Annotated in this window: 13 protein-coding genes; 11 read left to right on the top strand and 2 right to left on the bottom strand. The window is 70.4% G+C overall.

Translation table 11 applies throughout. The features are described 5' to 3' along the window. Positions 1 to 30 precede the first annotated feature (30 nt). Positions 31 to 1,179, bottom strand: a complete 1,149-nt coding sequence (locus tag ABTX81_RS04660) for a restriction endonuclease, SacI family (protein ID WP_350541496.1) — start codon at positions 1,177 to 1,179, stop codon at positions 31 to 33. A gap of 155 nt (positions 1,180 to 1,334) precedes the next feature. On the opposite strand from ABTX81_RS04660, the gene ABTX81_RS04665 reads away from it, so the two are divergent. Further along, complete coding sequence (locus ABTX81_RS04665; RefSeq protein WP_350541497.1) at positions 1,335 to 2,399, top strand: DNA cytosine methyltransferase; 1,065 nt, start codon at positions 1,335 to 1,337, stop codon at positions 2,397 to 2,399. A 921-nt stretch (positions 2,400 to 3,320) separates the two neighbouring features. On the opposite strand, the gene ABTX81_RS04670 is transcribed toward ABTX81_RS04665, so the two are convergent. Then, entirely contained in the window at positions 3,321 to 4,343 is a 1,023-nt protein-coding gene (locus tag ABTX81_RS04670; RefSeq protein WP_350541499.1) for a ScbA/BarX family gamma-butyrolactone biosynthesis protein, read from the bottom strand. Positions 4,344 to 4,498: 155 nt separating this feature from the next. Here ABTX81_RS04670 and ABTX81_RS04675 point away from each other — a divergent pair, with 155 nt between their 5' ends. From ABTX81_RS04675 to ABTX81_RS04720, 10 genes are all read left to right on the top strand, one after another. Further along, positions 4,499 to 5,128, top strand: a complete 630-nt coding sequence (locus tag ABTX81_RS04675; protein ID WP_350541500.1) for a ScbR family autoregulator-binding transcription factor — start codon at positions 4,499 to 4,501, stop codon at positions 5,126 to 5,128. Beyond that, positions 5,125 to 6,114, top strand: coding sequence for an NAD-dependent epimerase/dehydratase family protein (locus tag ABTX81_RS04680; RefSeq protein ID WP_350541501.1), 990 nt, complete (start codon positions 5,125 to 5,127; stop codon positions 6,112 to 6,114). The genes ABTX81_RS04675 and ABTX81_RS04680 overlap by 4 nt, the downstream gene beginning before the upstream one ends. A 314-nt stretch (positions 6,115 to 6,428) precedes the next feature. Then, entirely contained in the window at positions 6,429 to 7,115 is a 687-nt protein-coding gene (locus tag ABTX81_RS04685; protein ID WP_350541502.1) for a TetR family transcriptional regulator, read from the top strand. A 209-nt stretch (positions 7,116 to 7,324) separates the two neighbouring features. Continuing rightward, positions 7,325 to 8,527 (top strand): IS701 family transposase, encoded by a 1,203-nt coding sequence (locus ABTX81_RS04690; protein ID WP_350541503.1) that lies wholly within the window; start codon positions 7,325 to 7,327, stop codon positions 8,525 to 8,527. A 126-nt stretch (positions 8,528 to 8,653) separates the two neighbouring features. Next, on the top strand, positions 8,654 to 9,769 hold the full coding sequence (locus ABTX81_RS04695) for an IS701 family transposase (RefSeq protein WP_350541504.1): 1,116 nt from the start codon (positions 8,654 to 8,656) through the stop codon (positions 9,767 to 9,769). Between the two features lie 67 nt (positions 9,770 to 9,836). Then, entirely contained in the window at positions 9,837 to 11,033 is a 1,197-nt protein-coding gene (locus tag ABTX81_RS04700) for a sedoheptulose 7-phosphate cyclase (RefSeq protein ID WP_350541505.1), read from the top strand. Continuing rightward, positions 11,026 to 11,916 (top strand): cupin domain-containing protein, encoded by an 891-nt coding sequence (locus ABTX81_RS04705; RefSeq protein ID WP_350541506.1) that lies wholly within the window; start codon positions 11,026 to 11,028, stop codon positions 11,914 to 11,916. The genes ABTX81_RS04700 and ABTX81_RS04705 overlap by 8 nt, the downstream gene beginning before the upstream one ends. Continuing rightward, the gene (locus ABTX81_RS04710) at positions 11,913 to 12,299 is read left to right on the top strand and encodes a cupin domain-containing protein (RefSeq protein WP_350541508.1); all 387 of its coding nucleotides are present in this window, start codon (positions 11,913 to 11,915) and stop codon (positions 12,297 to 12,299) included. The genes ABTX81_RS04705 and ABTX81_RS04710 overlap by 4 nt, the downstream gene beginning before the upstream one ends. A 44-nt stretch (positions 12,300 to 12,343) precedes the next feature. Continuing rightward, positions 12,344 to 13,993: an FAD-binding oxidoreductase gene (locus tag ABTX81_RS04715; RefSeq protein ID WP_350541509.1), complete on the top strand. Its 1,650-nt coding sequence runs from the start codon at positions 12,344 to 12,346 to the stop codon at positions 13,991 to 13,993. Continuing rightward, complete coding sequence (locus tag ABTX81_RS04720; protein ID WP_350541510.1) at positions 13,990 to 15,207, top strand: acyltransferase family protein; 1,218 nt, start codon at positions 13,990 to 13,992, stop codon at positions 15,205 to 15,207. Before ABTX81_RS04715 ends, ABTX81_RS04720 begins: the two co-directional genes overlap by 4 nt.

A 15,207-nucleotide genomic window follows, 5' to 3' on the forward strand; every position in this document is an offset into this window, starting at 1 on the left:
ACGGTCAATGTTCGCCGGACATACCTAAATCTAATCCGCCAACATGTCAGCCCATTCTTGCTGACTATCCTTACCGCAGTGAAAATCCTTCAGGCGCTCAACTAGAAGTTGAGGAAGCTGCTGCAAACATGCGGACAGAGAAAGCGGAGACCACTGAATAGCGCTTCTGATCAAATCTTTAGGGTCCGTGATAACGTGCAGCAGCACTCCGCTACGCTCCTGAGCCTTCCTTGAAAGAGCCTCGGGATCTAGGTCCTTTTGATTAGGATGCACTGCCACGTACAGCGCCTTGCCGATTCCAGACGCCGCAAGGCGGTCGACAAACTGGAGGACTTCACTTTCCATTACAATCTTCTGCTTCGCCTCGCCACTCAAGATCACAATCCTGTTTGCGAAGTCGGCGACCGAGGCAATCGGCAGGGTCCCCGCAGGTGAATCTTGCGGGATTTCAAAGGTTACATCACCGGGCACTTTTCGACTAGGGTCATTAATCGCCCCGGAATAGACCTTATCGGGGTGCACCAAGTCAAAGCAGGCCGCAACGAGCGCTTGCCCCCTCTTGCCACCCTCACGATTCTGATTGATGAACTTTTCGATAAGATCTGAGATTTCGGGAAGCGTTAGAGAGTTTTTTTCAAGCTGGAGGATCGTCGCCTTGTTTCCATCCTCTATGCGCACCTTCAGAAAAGCAGCAAGAGCGCGAAGGGCAGTATCTCCCTCGAGAAAGTCAGCCACCTCAAGGCAATCAATTAGATACTCCAACTCAGCTCGAGCTGTCACCTTATTTTCAGGAATCAAATCCTTGTGGATGTGCGTCTTGTTGTAGAATGGATTATTGTTAAACGGTTCCGCGCCCGTGGTCCTTAGGTCGATCTCATGTTCGACGCAAAAAGGCACGAAAACGCTCTTGGCCAATCCCCGGGGCGAGTATCCACGGTGCACCTTCGTCTGAAGTGCAAGAGCGGCGACATCCTTATTTGTGGCCTTAGCCAATAGCGCCACTCCGAGCACTGGAGTGTTAGTGGCGTTGCTAGCCTTACCGACTTGGCGGCTGCGAGCAATCCACTCCCCCGGAAGATTGTCGCTCTCAGTAGCCAGCTGGAGCGCCTCCGTGAGATTCTGCCATGCAGCGCGCTTGTCGACCGTAAGGGTCTTCTTCTTGTTCCCGCCCTGTGCCATGCCCCTGCCCGCACTTCTGTCCGATCCCAACAGATGGCGCCCAGGCTCGCACACCTGGACCCTCGTGGCTACTCTGTGGCCCAGAAGTGTCACAGACAGGTGACGTCGGGGAGGTCAAGCACCGATCTGTCAGTCGCGTCTGGCACTCTGTCCTAGTGACTAGTCGTGGCATCGCAATCTCCCTGTTCTCTGGCGCCGGTGGGCTCGACCTCGGCGTCGAGGCTGCCGGCTACGAGGTACGTGCCGCTGTTGAGCACAACGCCGACGCCGTGGCGACGATGGAAAAGAACTTTTCCCACCTTCAGACTGAAGTGATCCAGAAGGACATCATCGATGTAAAGACAAAGGATCTTCTGGCTGCAGCGGGGCTTAAGGGTTCTGAGAGGCCGGACCTGCTCGTAGGTGGGCCGCCGTGCACTCCCTTCTCCAAGTCAGGCTTCTGGCTCGAGTACAAGCGAAAAGGCCTCGACCCAGGCGCATCGCTACTCCAGGCGTATACCCGGGTGCTGCGTGAAGCGAAGCCTCGGGCTTTCGTACTAGAGAACGTTTATGCGCTCACCTTCAACAATAAGGCTTCACGTCCGGCCTATGAGCGCCTCCTCAGGGAAATCGATGAGGCTGGGTATGACTGCGAGCCCCGCGTCCTCAATGCTGCTGATTATGGCGTTCCTCAGGCCCGTCCAAGGCTCTTTGTAATCGGAGTGCCGAAGGGCGAGAAGGTCCCGCTACACCCGGATCCCACACACGGCGGTAAGTGGGAGCGCAGGTCTACTGGGCTTGAAGGCCAGCCCCATGTAACTGCCAGCCAAGCGCTAAGCGGCCTTACAACCGAGCCGGAGCCCGGCGAAGTAGTTGCCGGCAAATATGGTCATCTGCTTCCCGGAATTCCACCCGGAGAGAATTACCTTCACTACACGGTGGAGCGAGGACATGAGAGCCCCGAGTTCAAGTGGCGATCGAAGTATTGGTCTTTCCTTCTGAAGCTGGACCCAGACCGGCCGGCACCGACCATCCAGGCACAGCCGGGACCCTATATCGGCCCGTTCCATTGGGAAAATCGTCGACTTCGCGTTGCTGAATTGAAGAGACTTTTCACATTCCCGGACGAGTTCGAGTTTGTTGGGAAGCGAAACTCAATCCAGGCACAACTTGGAAATTGCGTTCCCCCGCTCCTTGCAGAGAAGGTCGTAAGGGCGATAGCAGAGCAGGTGGCGAACTAATCTGGGCAGTGGATTCCTCATCGCGCTAGCCAGTTCGACTCACTGCTTTCCGGCCGAGCTGGCTACTCAGAAGAGAGTGGGCGCAGCTTCGTCGGGTTGCCCCACCCCCGGCAACGAATCCTGCCAGATAGTGGCATCCGCCAGGGCAAGCTGTTTCATGCTGCCCTCGCAGAGGACCAACGATCGCCGGTCCTTTTTGTGGTCATGAAGTACTCCATAGCCAACACGGCGAGTGGGCATGAGGGCTACTGGTCGTCCGCAGGTCGGGCACTGGACCCTTGGTGCACGCATGCCGCTAGGTTGCCTCATGCCTACGACAACATCCAGATCAGCGTCGACGGCGAGAGGTGCGACACGATCGTGGCACAGGTGTGCCAAAACGGGCGATACGTGCTACGTGTTCGATCTCGATCAACCACTGTTCCTGGACCCTGGAGACCAGTATCTGGATCTGGGCGGAGCGCAGCACGGTGGTCGTGCGGCGCTTGGTCACTGGCGTGGTCGAGCGCCCTGGGGGCAGCATGAATGCCGAGCGGTGGACGTACAAGCTGTTGTAGTACGGCCTGGCTGCGCCACCCGCAGCAGTCAGGCTGAGTGTCTAACTGCGCTACAACGGGTGCGCACATCGGCGGACGGCCACGGACAGCTGTGGACTGTCCGGGCAGGTCAGCAGTGCTGCCGATCGAGGTCAGGCGGGTGCCCAGGTTGCTTCGGGACGAAGAGGCCGTGGGTTCAAATCCCGCCACCCCGACCCAGTAGGACCAGCTCAGGGCCGGTCTCCCGCAAGGGAGACCGGCCCTGACTGGTTTTCGGGGGCGGTGGGGAGAGGGCCGAAGGCGACCGGCCCCGCCCGGGTGGCGGGTGATCGGGCTCACACGGTGGGCCCGCCGGGGGAGGGCCGGCGGGCCCGGTGGTGGGGGGTCAGGCGGTGGCGAGGGGGGCCACGGTGACGATGATCGAGCAGGCGGGGGTGGCGGGGCCCTGCTGGAGGGTCACGCCGACGCGGTCGCGGCGGGCGGGGTCGCGGGGGAGCTGGGTGACCTCGACCAGGCAGGGCTCGTCCAGTTCGACGTAGCGGCTGAAGTCGCACTCCATGGCGACGGCCATCACCGGTGCCTGGTGGTGCAGCGCCTGGGCGGCCTGGCGGGCGGCGTCGAGGAGCAGTGAGCCGGGGACGTGGTCGACCGGGTGGTCGAAGTGGACCGGGTGGTGGGTATCGGCCCGCAGCTGCCAGCGCCGGGCGCGGTCGGTGGCGGAGAGCACCACCTCGCGGGGTACGGCGCGGCCGGCGCGGGCGACCGGGATCGGGGCGGGCAGCGGGACGGCGCGGGCCATCATTTCGGCGGCGTCGCCCTTGTCGGCGCGCAGGCGGCGGTAGATCGCCGGGGTCTGGACGGCGAAGCGGGTCTGCGCGGTGGCGATCGGCTCGCCGTCCCGGCTGACCACGTAGGCGAGCGTCAGCGCGGCCACCCGGTTGCCGCGGCGGACCACGTCCTGGCAGACGGCGTCGATCTGCACCTCGTCGTACGCCTCGCCGGCCGGCGGAGTGGCGGGGACGGCGCCGTCGGCGTCGGCGGCGCCGCGCTGCCGCGGGACGGTGTCGCCCGCGCCGGCCCACAGGCCGCCGGGGATCAGCGCGTAGCCGAAGTGGTCCCAGATCAGCTGGTGGCCGATCGGGACGCCGAACGCCACGTGCGACAGCAGCGGGAAGGTCTGGCGGACCGTCTCCACCAGGAGCATCGGGTCGTGGTAGCCGTTGCGGACGCCGTAGGCGCGGTGGTCGCGCGGCCAGTGGGCGGTGATCCGGTAGGAGTCCTCGGCCAGTTGCTCCCAGCCGGTCAGCAGGACCTCCTCGGCCGCCCGCTTGTGCACGTACTCCTTGGGCACGGTCACCGGCGCGGGCGTCGGCTCGCCCGTCATGGATGCGTCAACAGTGCTGGACATGGTGGTGCTGTGGTCTGTGCGAAACATGGATGCACTCCCCCAGAGTGGCCACAGGCAAGGTGAAAGATCGGCGCTCCGGTGGTGTGTACGCCGGGCCCCATGGCGAATAACATAGAGGTCGTTCTTTTTGTTTGTCGAGGCGTTTGGAGTGACTCGTGGCAAGAGCCAAGCAGGAACGAGCCGTACGCACCCGCGAGACCATCCTGAGGGCCGCCGCCCAGATCTTCGACGAGTACGGCTTCAGCGGCTCCAGCGTCAGCAAGATCATCAACCAGGCCGGGACCACCCAGGGGGCGATGTACTTCCACTTCAAGTCGAAGGAGGACCTGGCCAAGGCGGTCATCGACGAACAGGCCTCCGACCTCGACCTGCCGGGGCAGCCGGCGGGGCTGCGCCAGCTCATCGGGATCAACCTCTACCTGGCCGACGAACTGCAGGGGAACGTGCTGCTGCGCGCCGGCGTCACCCTCGCCGTCGAGCAGGGGCAGCTCGGACTGCGCGACTTCAGCCCGTACGAGATGTGGGCCGAGCAGTTCCGCGCCGAGCTGGAGACCGCCCGGCGGGCCGGCGAACTGCTCGACGACGTCGTGATCGAGGAGCTCGCCCAGGTGCTGGTCGCGGCCTACACCGGTTCGCAGATCATGTCCCACCTGCGCACCGGGCGCGCCGACCTGCCCGAGCGGATCGTCCAGCTGTGGTGGTTCCTGCTGCCCGGCATCGCGCCCGCGCCGGTGGTCGAGGAGCTGCGCGCGTTCGTCCGGGAGCACGGGAAGCAGCCGGCATGACCGGGGTACGGGGGAAGAGCGGCGGGCGGTCGGACACCGGCCGGCCCGCCGTCCTGCTGACCGGGGCGGGCGGCTTCATCGGCTCCGCCGTCCTGGCCGCGCTGCGCGCGCTGCCCGGGGTCGGCGAGGTCCGGGCGCTCACCCGCTCGTCCGCGCCGGCCGGGACCGTGCCGGTCGCGGCGGACCTCGCCGATCCGGCGACGCTGCGCGGCGCGGCCGACGGCGCCGACGTGCTGGTCCACCTCGCCGCGCTGGTCGGCGGCCCGGAGCGGGAGTGCGCCGCCGTCAACGTGCACGGCACCCGGGCGCTGCTGGCCGAGGCCGGGCGGGCCGGGGTCGGCCGGATCGTCCACCTCTCCACCTCCGCGGTGTACGGCGACGGGCCGCACCGGGGCATCGGCGTGGACGAGGTGGCGCCCGCGCCCGTCTCGGCGGCCAGCCGCACCCGGCTGACCGGCGAGGCGGCGGCGCTGGACGCCGGGGCGGTGGTGCTGCGCGCGCCGCTGGTGCTCGGCGCCGGCGACCGCTGGGTGGTGCCCTGCCTCGCGGACCTGCTGCGCCGGGTGCCGGCCCGCTGGGACGGCGGCGGGGCGCTGCTCTCGCTGGTCGCGGTGACCGACCTGGCCCGGCTGATCGCGGACCTCGCGCTCGCCCCGGATCCGGCGGCGGCCCCACCCGGGGTGTACCACGCCGGGCATCCCGAACCCGCCCCCATCGCTGGGCTGTTGGCGGTGCTCGCGGAGCACGGCGTGCTCCCGCCGGTGCCCGACACCGACTGGCCGTGGGAGCGCTGCGCCGCCGAACTCCGCAAGGTCCCCGGCGTGTTCGGCGAGCGGCAGCTCGATCTGATGGCCCGTCATCACTGGTACCGCAGCGAGGAGATCTGGCGGCCGGCGGGCACCGATCCCGGCCCCGGCCCGCTGCACCGGCTCGCCGACGCCGCGCCCTGGTACCGCGCGCACCTCGCGGCGGCCCGGAGGGCATAGGTCCGGGGAGCTCCAAAACCGCTGCCTTTGCGGGCATTTGCAAAGGAAATGCCAAAGCCGCCGGAGGATCGTGAGGATGCCGTGCGTGTGCGGCGCGCCGGAGCGTAGCGTCGGAGTGTCACCGGGCCGGTACGCACCGGCACGCCCCGACCGCACGAAGGAGCCACGCCGACCATGTGGTTCGTCCACCCACACCTCCAGGCAGCCCCGGGGACACCGCGCCCCGGAGCCCCCCGGCCGCGCCGCCCGGGGACGGACGCGGTCCCGGACGCCCGTGCGCACCGGGGGCCCACCGGCCGGGCCGGCGGTGCGCGATGAGACAGGAACGCGCCCAGCAGACCCACCGCACACTCCTGCACGCGGCCGCCACGGAATTCGACCGGCACGGTTACGCGGGTACCTCGCTGGCCCGGGTCAGCCAGACCGCCGGGGTCACCATGGGCGCGCTCACCTTCCACTTCCCGTCCAAGGCCGCGCTGGCGGACGCGGTGCGCGCCCAGGCGGCCGCGCTCACCCGGGCGGCGGTGGCCCGGGCGTCCGGACCGGACGGACGACCCGGCCCGGGTGTCGTCGAGTTGATCGACGCGCTCACCCGGCTGCTGGACGAGGAGCCGAGCGTGCGGGCAGCCGCGCGGCTCACCTGGGAGCAGCCGGAGTCGGCCGGCAACTGGCACGCGGGCTGGAGCCCGGACCTGCGCGACCGGTTGGCCCGGGAGCGGGCCACCGCGCCGACGGCCGAACCCGCTGTCGACGGCCGCCCGTTCACACCGGCCCTCGACAGCGGGAAGGCCGACGACGGGAAGGCCGACGACGGGAAGCTCGACAGCGCGGACCTGGAGACCCTGGCCCACTGCCTGGTGGTCGGCTCCGAGGCGCTGCGGCGCGGAATCGTCCCCCTGGGCGGCGACGACCCGGCCGCCCGGGCCGAGACCCGGCAGCGGCTCGGCCGGCTCTGGCACCGCGCGGTGACCGGCCCGCCCGCCCCCGGCGCAACCCGCTGACCTGCACGTCCATCCCTCATCCCGACTCAGACCACCGCCCGCACCGGCCGTTTGACGCCGCTGCGGGCGGTGGTGCGTTCCCCGGCCACCGGGCACCAGGACTTGCCAAAACCGGTCCCGCGCCCGCACGGGACTCAAAAACAAAGAGATCGTTCGCTATTCTTTTGGGGACGGCACCTCACGGCACCACACGATCTCGGGGAGCTCACATGGACGCGCAACCCCTGTCACCGGCCGGCGAAGCCGCGGTCTCCCGGTTCGCCGAGCAGGTCTTCGCCCATCTGACCCGGATAGACCAGCGTCGCTGGGCCCGGGCCTACCTGCACGGACTGCTCGCGGCCCCCGGCCGCAAGTCCCTGTCGAACATGGCCGCGAGCCTGGCGACCGGACCGGCGGCGGCCACCGCCTCGCTCTCGCTCCAGCAGTTCATCAACGGCAGTCCCTGGGACTGGCGCCCGGCCCGCCGGGTGCTGGCCCGCCTCGCCGCCGAACGGCACCCGGTCCGCGCCTGGACGGCCACCCTGGCGGTCGTCCCCAAGCGCGGCGACCAGGCGGTGGGCGTCCACCGCCGGTTCGTCCCGGAGGCTGGCCGCACCGTCAAGTGCCAGGCCGCGCCGGGACTGTTCGTCGCCACCGACCGGGACGCCGTCCCGGTGGACTGGTCGCTGCTGCTCGACCCCAGCTGGACGGACGACCCGGAGCGCCGCACCCGCGCCCGGATCCCCGACGGCCTCGCGCCGTACGCGGCCGGCGAGCTGCTGCTCGGGATGGTCGACCGGCTCACCGCCCTCCTCCCGGTGGCCCCGCTGGTCGCCGACCTCGGTGTGGCGGACCAGCCGCTGCGACTGGCCGGCGCGCTCGCCCGGCGGGGCGTCCCGTACCTGCTGGAGGTCCGCGGCGGCCAGGCCGTCCGGCCGGTGATGCAGGCGGCCACGGGCCGGCACGGGCGGGTGCAGCAGAGCGGCACGACGGCCGAGGCACTGTTCCCACGCCGCCGGCCGCGCACACCGGGGGCCCCGCAGCCGGTGCTCCGCGGCGCGCCGGTCCTGCTGCCCGGCCTGCCCGGCGCGCCCGGTCCGCACGGCACGCCCATGCACCGGCTCTGGGCGCACCACGACGGCGGCTTGGACGGTCCCCGGCGGTACTGGCTGACCAACCTGGCCGAGGACGCCCCGGGCGTGCTCGCGCTGCTGGACGCCGCCGCGGCCACCCGGACCACCGTGGACCGGCTCGGCTCGGACTTCGGCCTGCTGGATTTCTCCGGCCGCTCCTTCACCGGCTGGCACCACCACATGACGCTGGTCTCGGCCGCGTACTCGCTCGGCCGCGACCTCCCCGGACGCACCGGACCCACCGGACGCACCGGACGCACCCCGGAAATCAGCCGGGAAAGCCTCCGCAATTCCGCCTGACAATGGCCGAGGCGACTTGCCGAAGGCGTCCGAATCGGATTGACCGAATTCCCCGGCCGGCCGATGATTCTGGTGTCGGAAAGATAGCCGGAAAGGGCAACGGAAACCGGAAAGGAGGTGGGCACGATGACGACGGCGGCCGCCGCGGACCACCTGGTCGAAGAATTCCCGGGAATTCTCGGGGAGCAGCTCTTCGGATCGTTCGACCGGGCCGACCACCGGCTCAAGGCCGAGGAATACCTGCGCGGTCTCCTCGGCACGGCCGGCCGGAAATCCATCAGCAACATCGCCCGGACGCTCGGCGACCCGGGGGCGGTCCAGCGGCTGCACCACTTCATCCGCAACTCGCCCTGGGCCTGGGCACCGGTCCGGCAGGCCCTGGCCGCCCGGCTGGTCGAGGCGTGCACCCCCCGCGCCTGGCTGGTCCGGCCGATGTTCATCCCGAAGTCCGGCACCCGTTCGGTCGGCGTCGGGCGCCGGTTCGTCCCCGAGCTGGGACAGCTGGCCGGGGCCCAGCAGGCCGTCGGCCTCTGGTACCTGGCCCCGCGACTCAACGCACCGGTCGACTGGCAGCTCCAGCTGACGGACCCGCCCCACCGGGCCGTCGCACCGCCGAACCGGCCGGGCGCACCGGCCGCGACCTGCGCGACCGGGGACTCCCTGGACCGCCAGGCCGCGCTGCTCGGACCACTCGCGGACCGGCTGCCGGCCACCGCCGCGGCCACCCTGATCTGGGACGGCTGCCCAGCCGAACCGGGCGGGCTGTTCGCCACCGGCCGGGAGCTCGGCCTGCGGGTGGCCGTCCGGGTCGACCCCGCGACCCGGCTCACCCCGGTCACGGCCCCCACCCGTGACCGCGGCCGGGCCCTGCCCGCCTACCAGCTGTTCGCCTCCGCCGGCGCCCGCCGGCTGGCCGGTGCCTCGGGCCCGCCCGGGGTCGAGGCGCACGTGGTCCGGGTCGCCCTGCCAGGCACCCCGGCCGAACTGCTCCTCTACGCGGAGTCCGGGGCACGCACCACCGCGTTCTCCGGATTCTGGCTGACCGATTCCGGACCGGACCGGGCCGCCGAATTCCCCCGGCTCTTCCGCATGGCCGGCGGCGTCGAGGACGACCGCACCGTCATCGGCGATCGGGTCGGCCTGCGCGATTTCGAAGGGCGTTCCTTCGAGGGCTGGCACCGGCACATGACGCTCGCCTCGGCGGCCTATGCCGCGGTGGCGCTCGACCGCCGCACCGCCTGACCGATTCCCCCTGCACTTCCCCCCACCGCACCGTGATTTCACCCATGCCTTCACAAGGGAAAAGGACATGCTTGTCTTCGACAATTACCCGAGCGGTCTCACCTACAGCCAGTCCTCGAACTCCTGGCGAGTGCGCGCGGTCAAGCCGGTCGAGTACGAGGTGCGCGTCTGCGACGGCGTCTTCGATCCGGCCAGCACCGCCCTGATCGAGCAGACCGGCGACGCCGCGGGCGGCAACCGCCGCTTCGTGGTGATCGACGCCGAGGTCGACCGCCTGCACGGCGAACGGATCCGCCGCTACTTCGAGCACCACGGCGTCGACTACTTCCTGCAGGTGGTGCGCGCCGACGAGACGCTCAAGGAGTTCGAGACCGCCTCCGACATCGTGGTCGCGCTGGACTCGTTCGGCCTCGACCGCCGGCGCGAGCCGATGATCGTGATCGGCGGCGGCGTCCTCATGGACATCGTCTGCCTGGTCGCCAACCTCTACCGCCGCGGCACCCCGGTGGTGCGCGTGCCCACCACGCTGATCGGCCTGGTCGACGCGGGCGTCGGGGTGAAGACCGGCGTCAACTTCAACGGCCACAAGAACCGCCTGGGCACCTACTTCGCCCCGGTGCTCACCCTGCTCGACCGCTCCTTCCTCACCACCGTCGACCGCCGGCACATCGCCAACGGCATGGGCGAGATCCTGAAGATGGCGCTGATCAAGGACGCCCGGCTGTTCGACCTGCTGGAGCAGTACGGCCCGGCGCTGATCGACCGGAAGTTCCAGGACGACGGACGCGGCGGCGACCCGGCCGGCGAGGTGCTGCGGCGCGCCATCCACGGCATGCTGGAGGAGCTCCAGCCGAACCTGTGGGAGGCGGAGCTGGAGCGGATCGTCGACTACGGCCACACCTTCTCCCCCACCCTGGAGATGCGCGCCCTGCCGGCCCTGCTGCACGGCGAGGCGGTCACCGTCGACATGGCGCTCACCACCCTGCTCGCCTGGCGCCGCGGCCTGGTCGACCTGGAGCAGCGCGACCGCATCCTCGCGGTCATGCGCGCGCTCGAACTGCCCAGCTGGAACGAGCTGCTGGACGCCGAGCTGCTCGACGCCGCGCTCCAGGACACCGTCCGCCACCGGGACGGCCAGCAGCGCCTGCCGCTGCCGGCCGGCATCGGCGACGCGGTCTTCGTCAACGACGTGACCCGCGAGGAGCTCGCCGTCGCCGTCGAGGACCTGCGGGTGCTCAACTCCCGGGAGCTCAGCCGTGTCTGACGCCCTGCCCGCCGCCGGCCTGCTCGTCGCGGACACCCGGGACGCCTCGGAGATCTACGGCGTGCACGGCGCCCCCGGCCTCACCTACTGGAAGGCGCTGGCCGGCCGGCAGCACCTGGAGGCCGAGGTCGAGGCGGTCGAGGTCGCCCGGATCCCGCCCGGCGGCCTGAGCGGGGAACACCGCCACACCCGCACCGAGGAGATCTACTTCATCCTCCGCGGCCACGGCGAGTTCCTGGTGAACGGCGAGGTCCGGCCGGCCCGTCCCGGCTCCCTGCTGCTCACCGGGATCGGCACCGTGCACGGCCTGCGCAACACCGGCGCCCCCGCGGGCGTCACCGACCCCGGCTACGGCAGCGCCCCCGAGGGCCACCTGGAGTGGCTGGTCATCGAGATGCCGGCCCCGGCCACCTCCGCGGTGCTGCACGGGCTGGCCCCCGACGCCCCGACCGCCGGACTCATCGAGAGGAAGACCGAGACGATGCGGCTGCACGACCTGCGGGAGGAGAGGGCGGTCGACCCGGTCGGCGTCTTCACCGGTCCGCTGCGCCTGGTGGAGATCCGCGAGCTGGCGGACGGCGACAGCGCCGCGTTCAGCGCGCACGCGAGCGAGCACACCGTCTTCGTGCTCACCGGCTCCGGCACGGCCGCGGCCGGTGACACCGAGGTGGAGCTCACGGCCGGTACGGCGGTCACCCTGCCGTTCGGGGCGGACGCGGTGATCACGGCCGGCGCGGGCGGCCTGGAGTTCTTCCACGCCGAACTCGCGGTGCCGGGGCGGGACACGGCGTCGGAGAACGCGTCCGGGCAGGACGCGACCGGGCAGGACGCATCCGGGCGGGACGCGACCGAAGAGGACGCATCCGGGCGGGACGCCCGATGATCGTCAGCCGCGCGCTCCGCCCGGTGGACTGCGCCCCGGCCGCCGCCGGCCCCGACCGGCGGACCTGGTCCTGCCTGGCCCGCCGGGGCATGCTGCACAGCGAGACGGAGACCTTCGACCTCTGGCGGCTGCCGCCCGGCGAGCAGCTGGCCCACGAGGTCCGGGACGGGGTCGAGGAGGCCCTGTTCGTCCTCTCCGGCACCGGCACCGCCACCCGCGGACCGGACGAACTGCCGCTCGCCGAGGGCTCGTTGCTGCTCGCCCGGCACGACTCCGAGGTCATGGTGACGGCCGGCCCCGAGGGCCTGCGCCTGCTCAGCACCCGCGTCCTGCCGCGCGCGCTGAGCAGCGCCCTCCCGGCCCGCGTCCCCCAGCTCGACTGACCGCCCGGCATCCGAACCCCTGAACAGGAAGTGGGAAGAGTTCCATGCGCAATCTCAGTCGCCGCACCTTCGTGGCCGGTGCCGGGGCGACCATCGGCACCGCCACGGCGGGCGGGCTGCTCGTCCCGGCCGCCCGGGCGGCCGCGGAGGACACCACCGACCCGGCGTCCAGAGCGGTCCGGGCCGGTGACCTCATCACCGTCACCCCCGACCAGCCGCGCTACGTCGACCTGACCTCCGGCTTCAACCCGCGCTGGGAGGCCCGGCCGAAGGGCGTCCGGCTGCCGCGCACCACCGCCCAGGTGGTGCAGGCGGTCCAGGACGCGGCCGACCGGAAGCAGCGGCTGACCATCCGCGGCGGCGGCCACTGCTACGAGGACTTCGTCTACAACCCCGAGGTCGACATCGTCGTCGACATGAACCTCATGGACGCGGTCGGCTACGACCCCGGCCGCCGGGCGTTCGAGGTCGAGGCCGGCGCCACCCTGCTCAAGGTCTACCAGACCCTGTACGAGGGCTGGGGCGTCACCGTCCCGGGCGGCGTCTGCTACGCGGTCGGCGTCGGCGGCCACGTCACCGGCGGCGGCTACGGCAACCTGTCCCGCAAGCACGGCCTGGTGGTCGACCACCTCTACGCCGTCGAGGTGGTCACCCTCGGCGCCGACGGCCGGGCCCGGGCGATCGTCGCCACCCGCGAGCCGAACGACCCGCACCGCGACCTCTGGTGGGCCCACACCGGCGGTGGCGGCGGCAACTTCGGCGTGGTCACCCGGTACTGGTTCCGCTCGCCGGACGCCACCGGCAGCAACCCGTCCGACCTGCTGCCCAGGCCGCCGGCCGAGGTGGTGATCGCCATCCCGAGCTGGTCCTGGGAGAACATCACCCGCAGCGGCTTCGCCCACATGGTCCGCGCCTACGGCACCTGGTTCGAGCAGAACAGCGGCCCCGACTCGGTCCACACCGGCCTGACCAGCTGGCTGTTCCTGAACCACAAGGTCTCCGGCAGCCTGGTGCTGCTGCTCCAGGTCAACGGCGACGTGCCGCAGGCCGAGCAGCGCGCCAAGGACTTCGTCCAGGGGCTCAGCGACGCGCTCGGCGTGCCGCACACCGGCGACGTGGTCCGGCTGCCGTGGCTCAAGGCGGTCAAGTACCTCGGCACCATGGACGGCTCGCAGACCAACCCCCAGCTGCGGGCCGGCCACAAGTCGGCGTACATGAAGAAGGGCTTCCCGGAGGACCAGATCGCGGCGATCTGGAAGCACCTGACCCGCACCGACTACACCAACCCGAAGGGCGGCCTGGCCGTGGTCTCCTTCGGCGGGCGGATCAACACCGTCGCCTCCGACGCCACCGCGCTCCCCCAGCGCGACGCGATCTTCAAGCTGCTGTACCAGACCTACTGGACCTCGCCGGCCGACGACGCCCCCAACACGGCCTGGCTGCAGGAGTTCTACCGCGAGGTGTACGCCGACACCGGCGGCGTCCCGGTCTCCAACCGGGTCACCGACGGGTGCTACATCAACTACGCGGACCGTGACCTGAGCGACCCGCAGCAGAACACCTCGAACGTCCCGTGGACCGCGCTCTACTACAAGGACAACTACCCGAAGCTCCAGCGGGTCAAGCAGACCTACGACCCCAAGGACTTCTTCCGCCACCGCCAGTCGATCCGGCTGCCCGGGAGCGTCCGATGAGCGCCCCCCGCCTCTCGGCCGACCTCGCGCGGCTGCCGTCGCTGACGGGCATGCGGTGGATCGCCGCGCTGCTGGTCTTCCTGACCCATGTGTCGGTCGCCAAGCCCTTCGACACCCCCGCGCTGAACGACTTCATGTCGGACTACCTCAGCCGGGCCGGCTTCCTGGGCGTCGGGTTCTTCTTCGTGCTCAGCGGCTTCGTGCTGACCTGGTCCGCCCGGGAGGGCGACCGCCCGTCGGCCTTCTACCGCCGCCGGCTGTTCAAGCTGTACCCCAACCACGCCGTCACCTGGCTGGTCGGGCTGCTGCTGATGGCCCGGGCCGGTGCCGAGCTGACCGCCGCCGGGACGGTGCCCTCGCTGCTGCTGCTGCAGAGCTGGATCCCCTCCCTGGAGGTCATCGGCGGGACCAACGGCCCGAGTTGGTCGCTCGCCTGCGAGGTGCTGTTCTACCTGAGCTTCCCGGTGATCATGCCGCTGGTGCGGCGGATCCGGCCGGAGCGGCTCTGGCTCTGGGTGGGGGCGACGACGGCGGCGCTGTTCGCGCTGCCGCTGATCGCCCAGCTGCTGCCGGGGAGCCCGGACTCGCCCTGGCAGCCGCTCTCCTTCTGGCGGTACTGGTTCGTCTACTTCCTCCCGGCCGCCCGGCTGCCGGAGTTCGTGCTCGGCATCCTGCTGGCGCGGATCGTCCGGACCGGGCGCTGGGTGGCCATCGGCTGGCCGGTGGCGGCGCTGCTCACCGCCGCCGGGTACGCGCTGATGATCACGCTGCCGGACGCCTGGGGCATGGCCGCGCCGACCGCGCTGCCGGTCGGGCTGCTGATCGCCGCGGTGGCCGCCAGGGACGCCGCGGGGGTGGGGACGCCGTTCGCCGGCCGGACCATGGTCTGGCTCGGCGAGGTCTCCTTCGCCTTCTACATGGTCCACTTCCTGGTCATCCAGTACGGACCGCTCGGCCTCGCGGCGACCGGATCGGCCGGCGCGAACACCTGGAGCACCCCCGGTGCCCTGGGAGTCATGGGGATCACCCTGGCGCTGAGCATCGGCTTCGGCTGGGCGCTGTACCGCCTGGTCGAGGTGCCGGTGATGCGTCGATGGGGTCGGTCCGCCAAGGCCGGGACCAAGGCCGGAGCCAAGGGCGAGGGCGCGGCCGGGACCACGGCCGAGTCCCGGCCGGCCGAGGCCGGAGCGGTCGAGGCCGGAGCGGCGCGCTAG

Origin of the sequence: Kitasatospora sp. NPDC097605, assembly GCF_040302725.1 — a bacterium.
In the GTDB taxonomy this organism is placed as follows: Bacteria; Actinomycetota; Actinomycetes; order Streptomycetales; family Streptomycetaceae; genus Kitasatospora.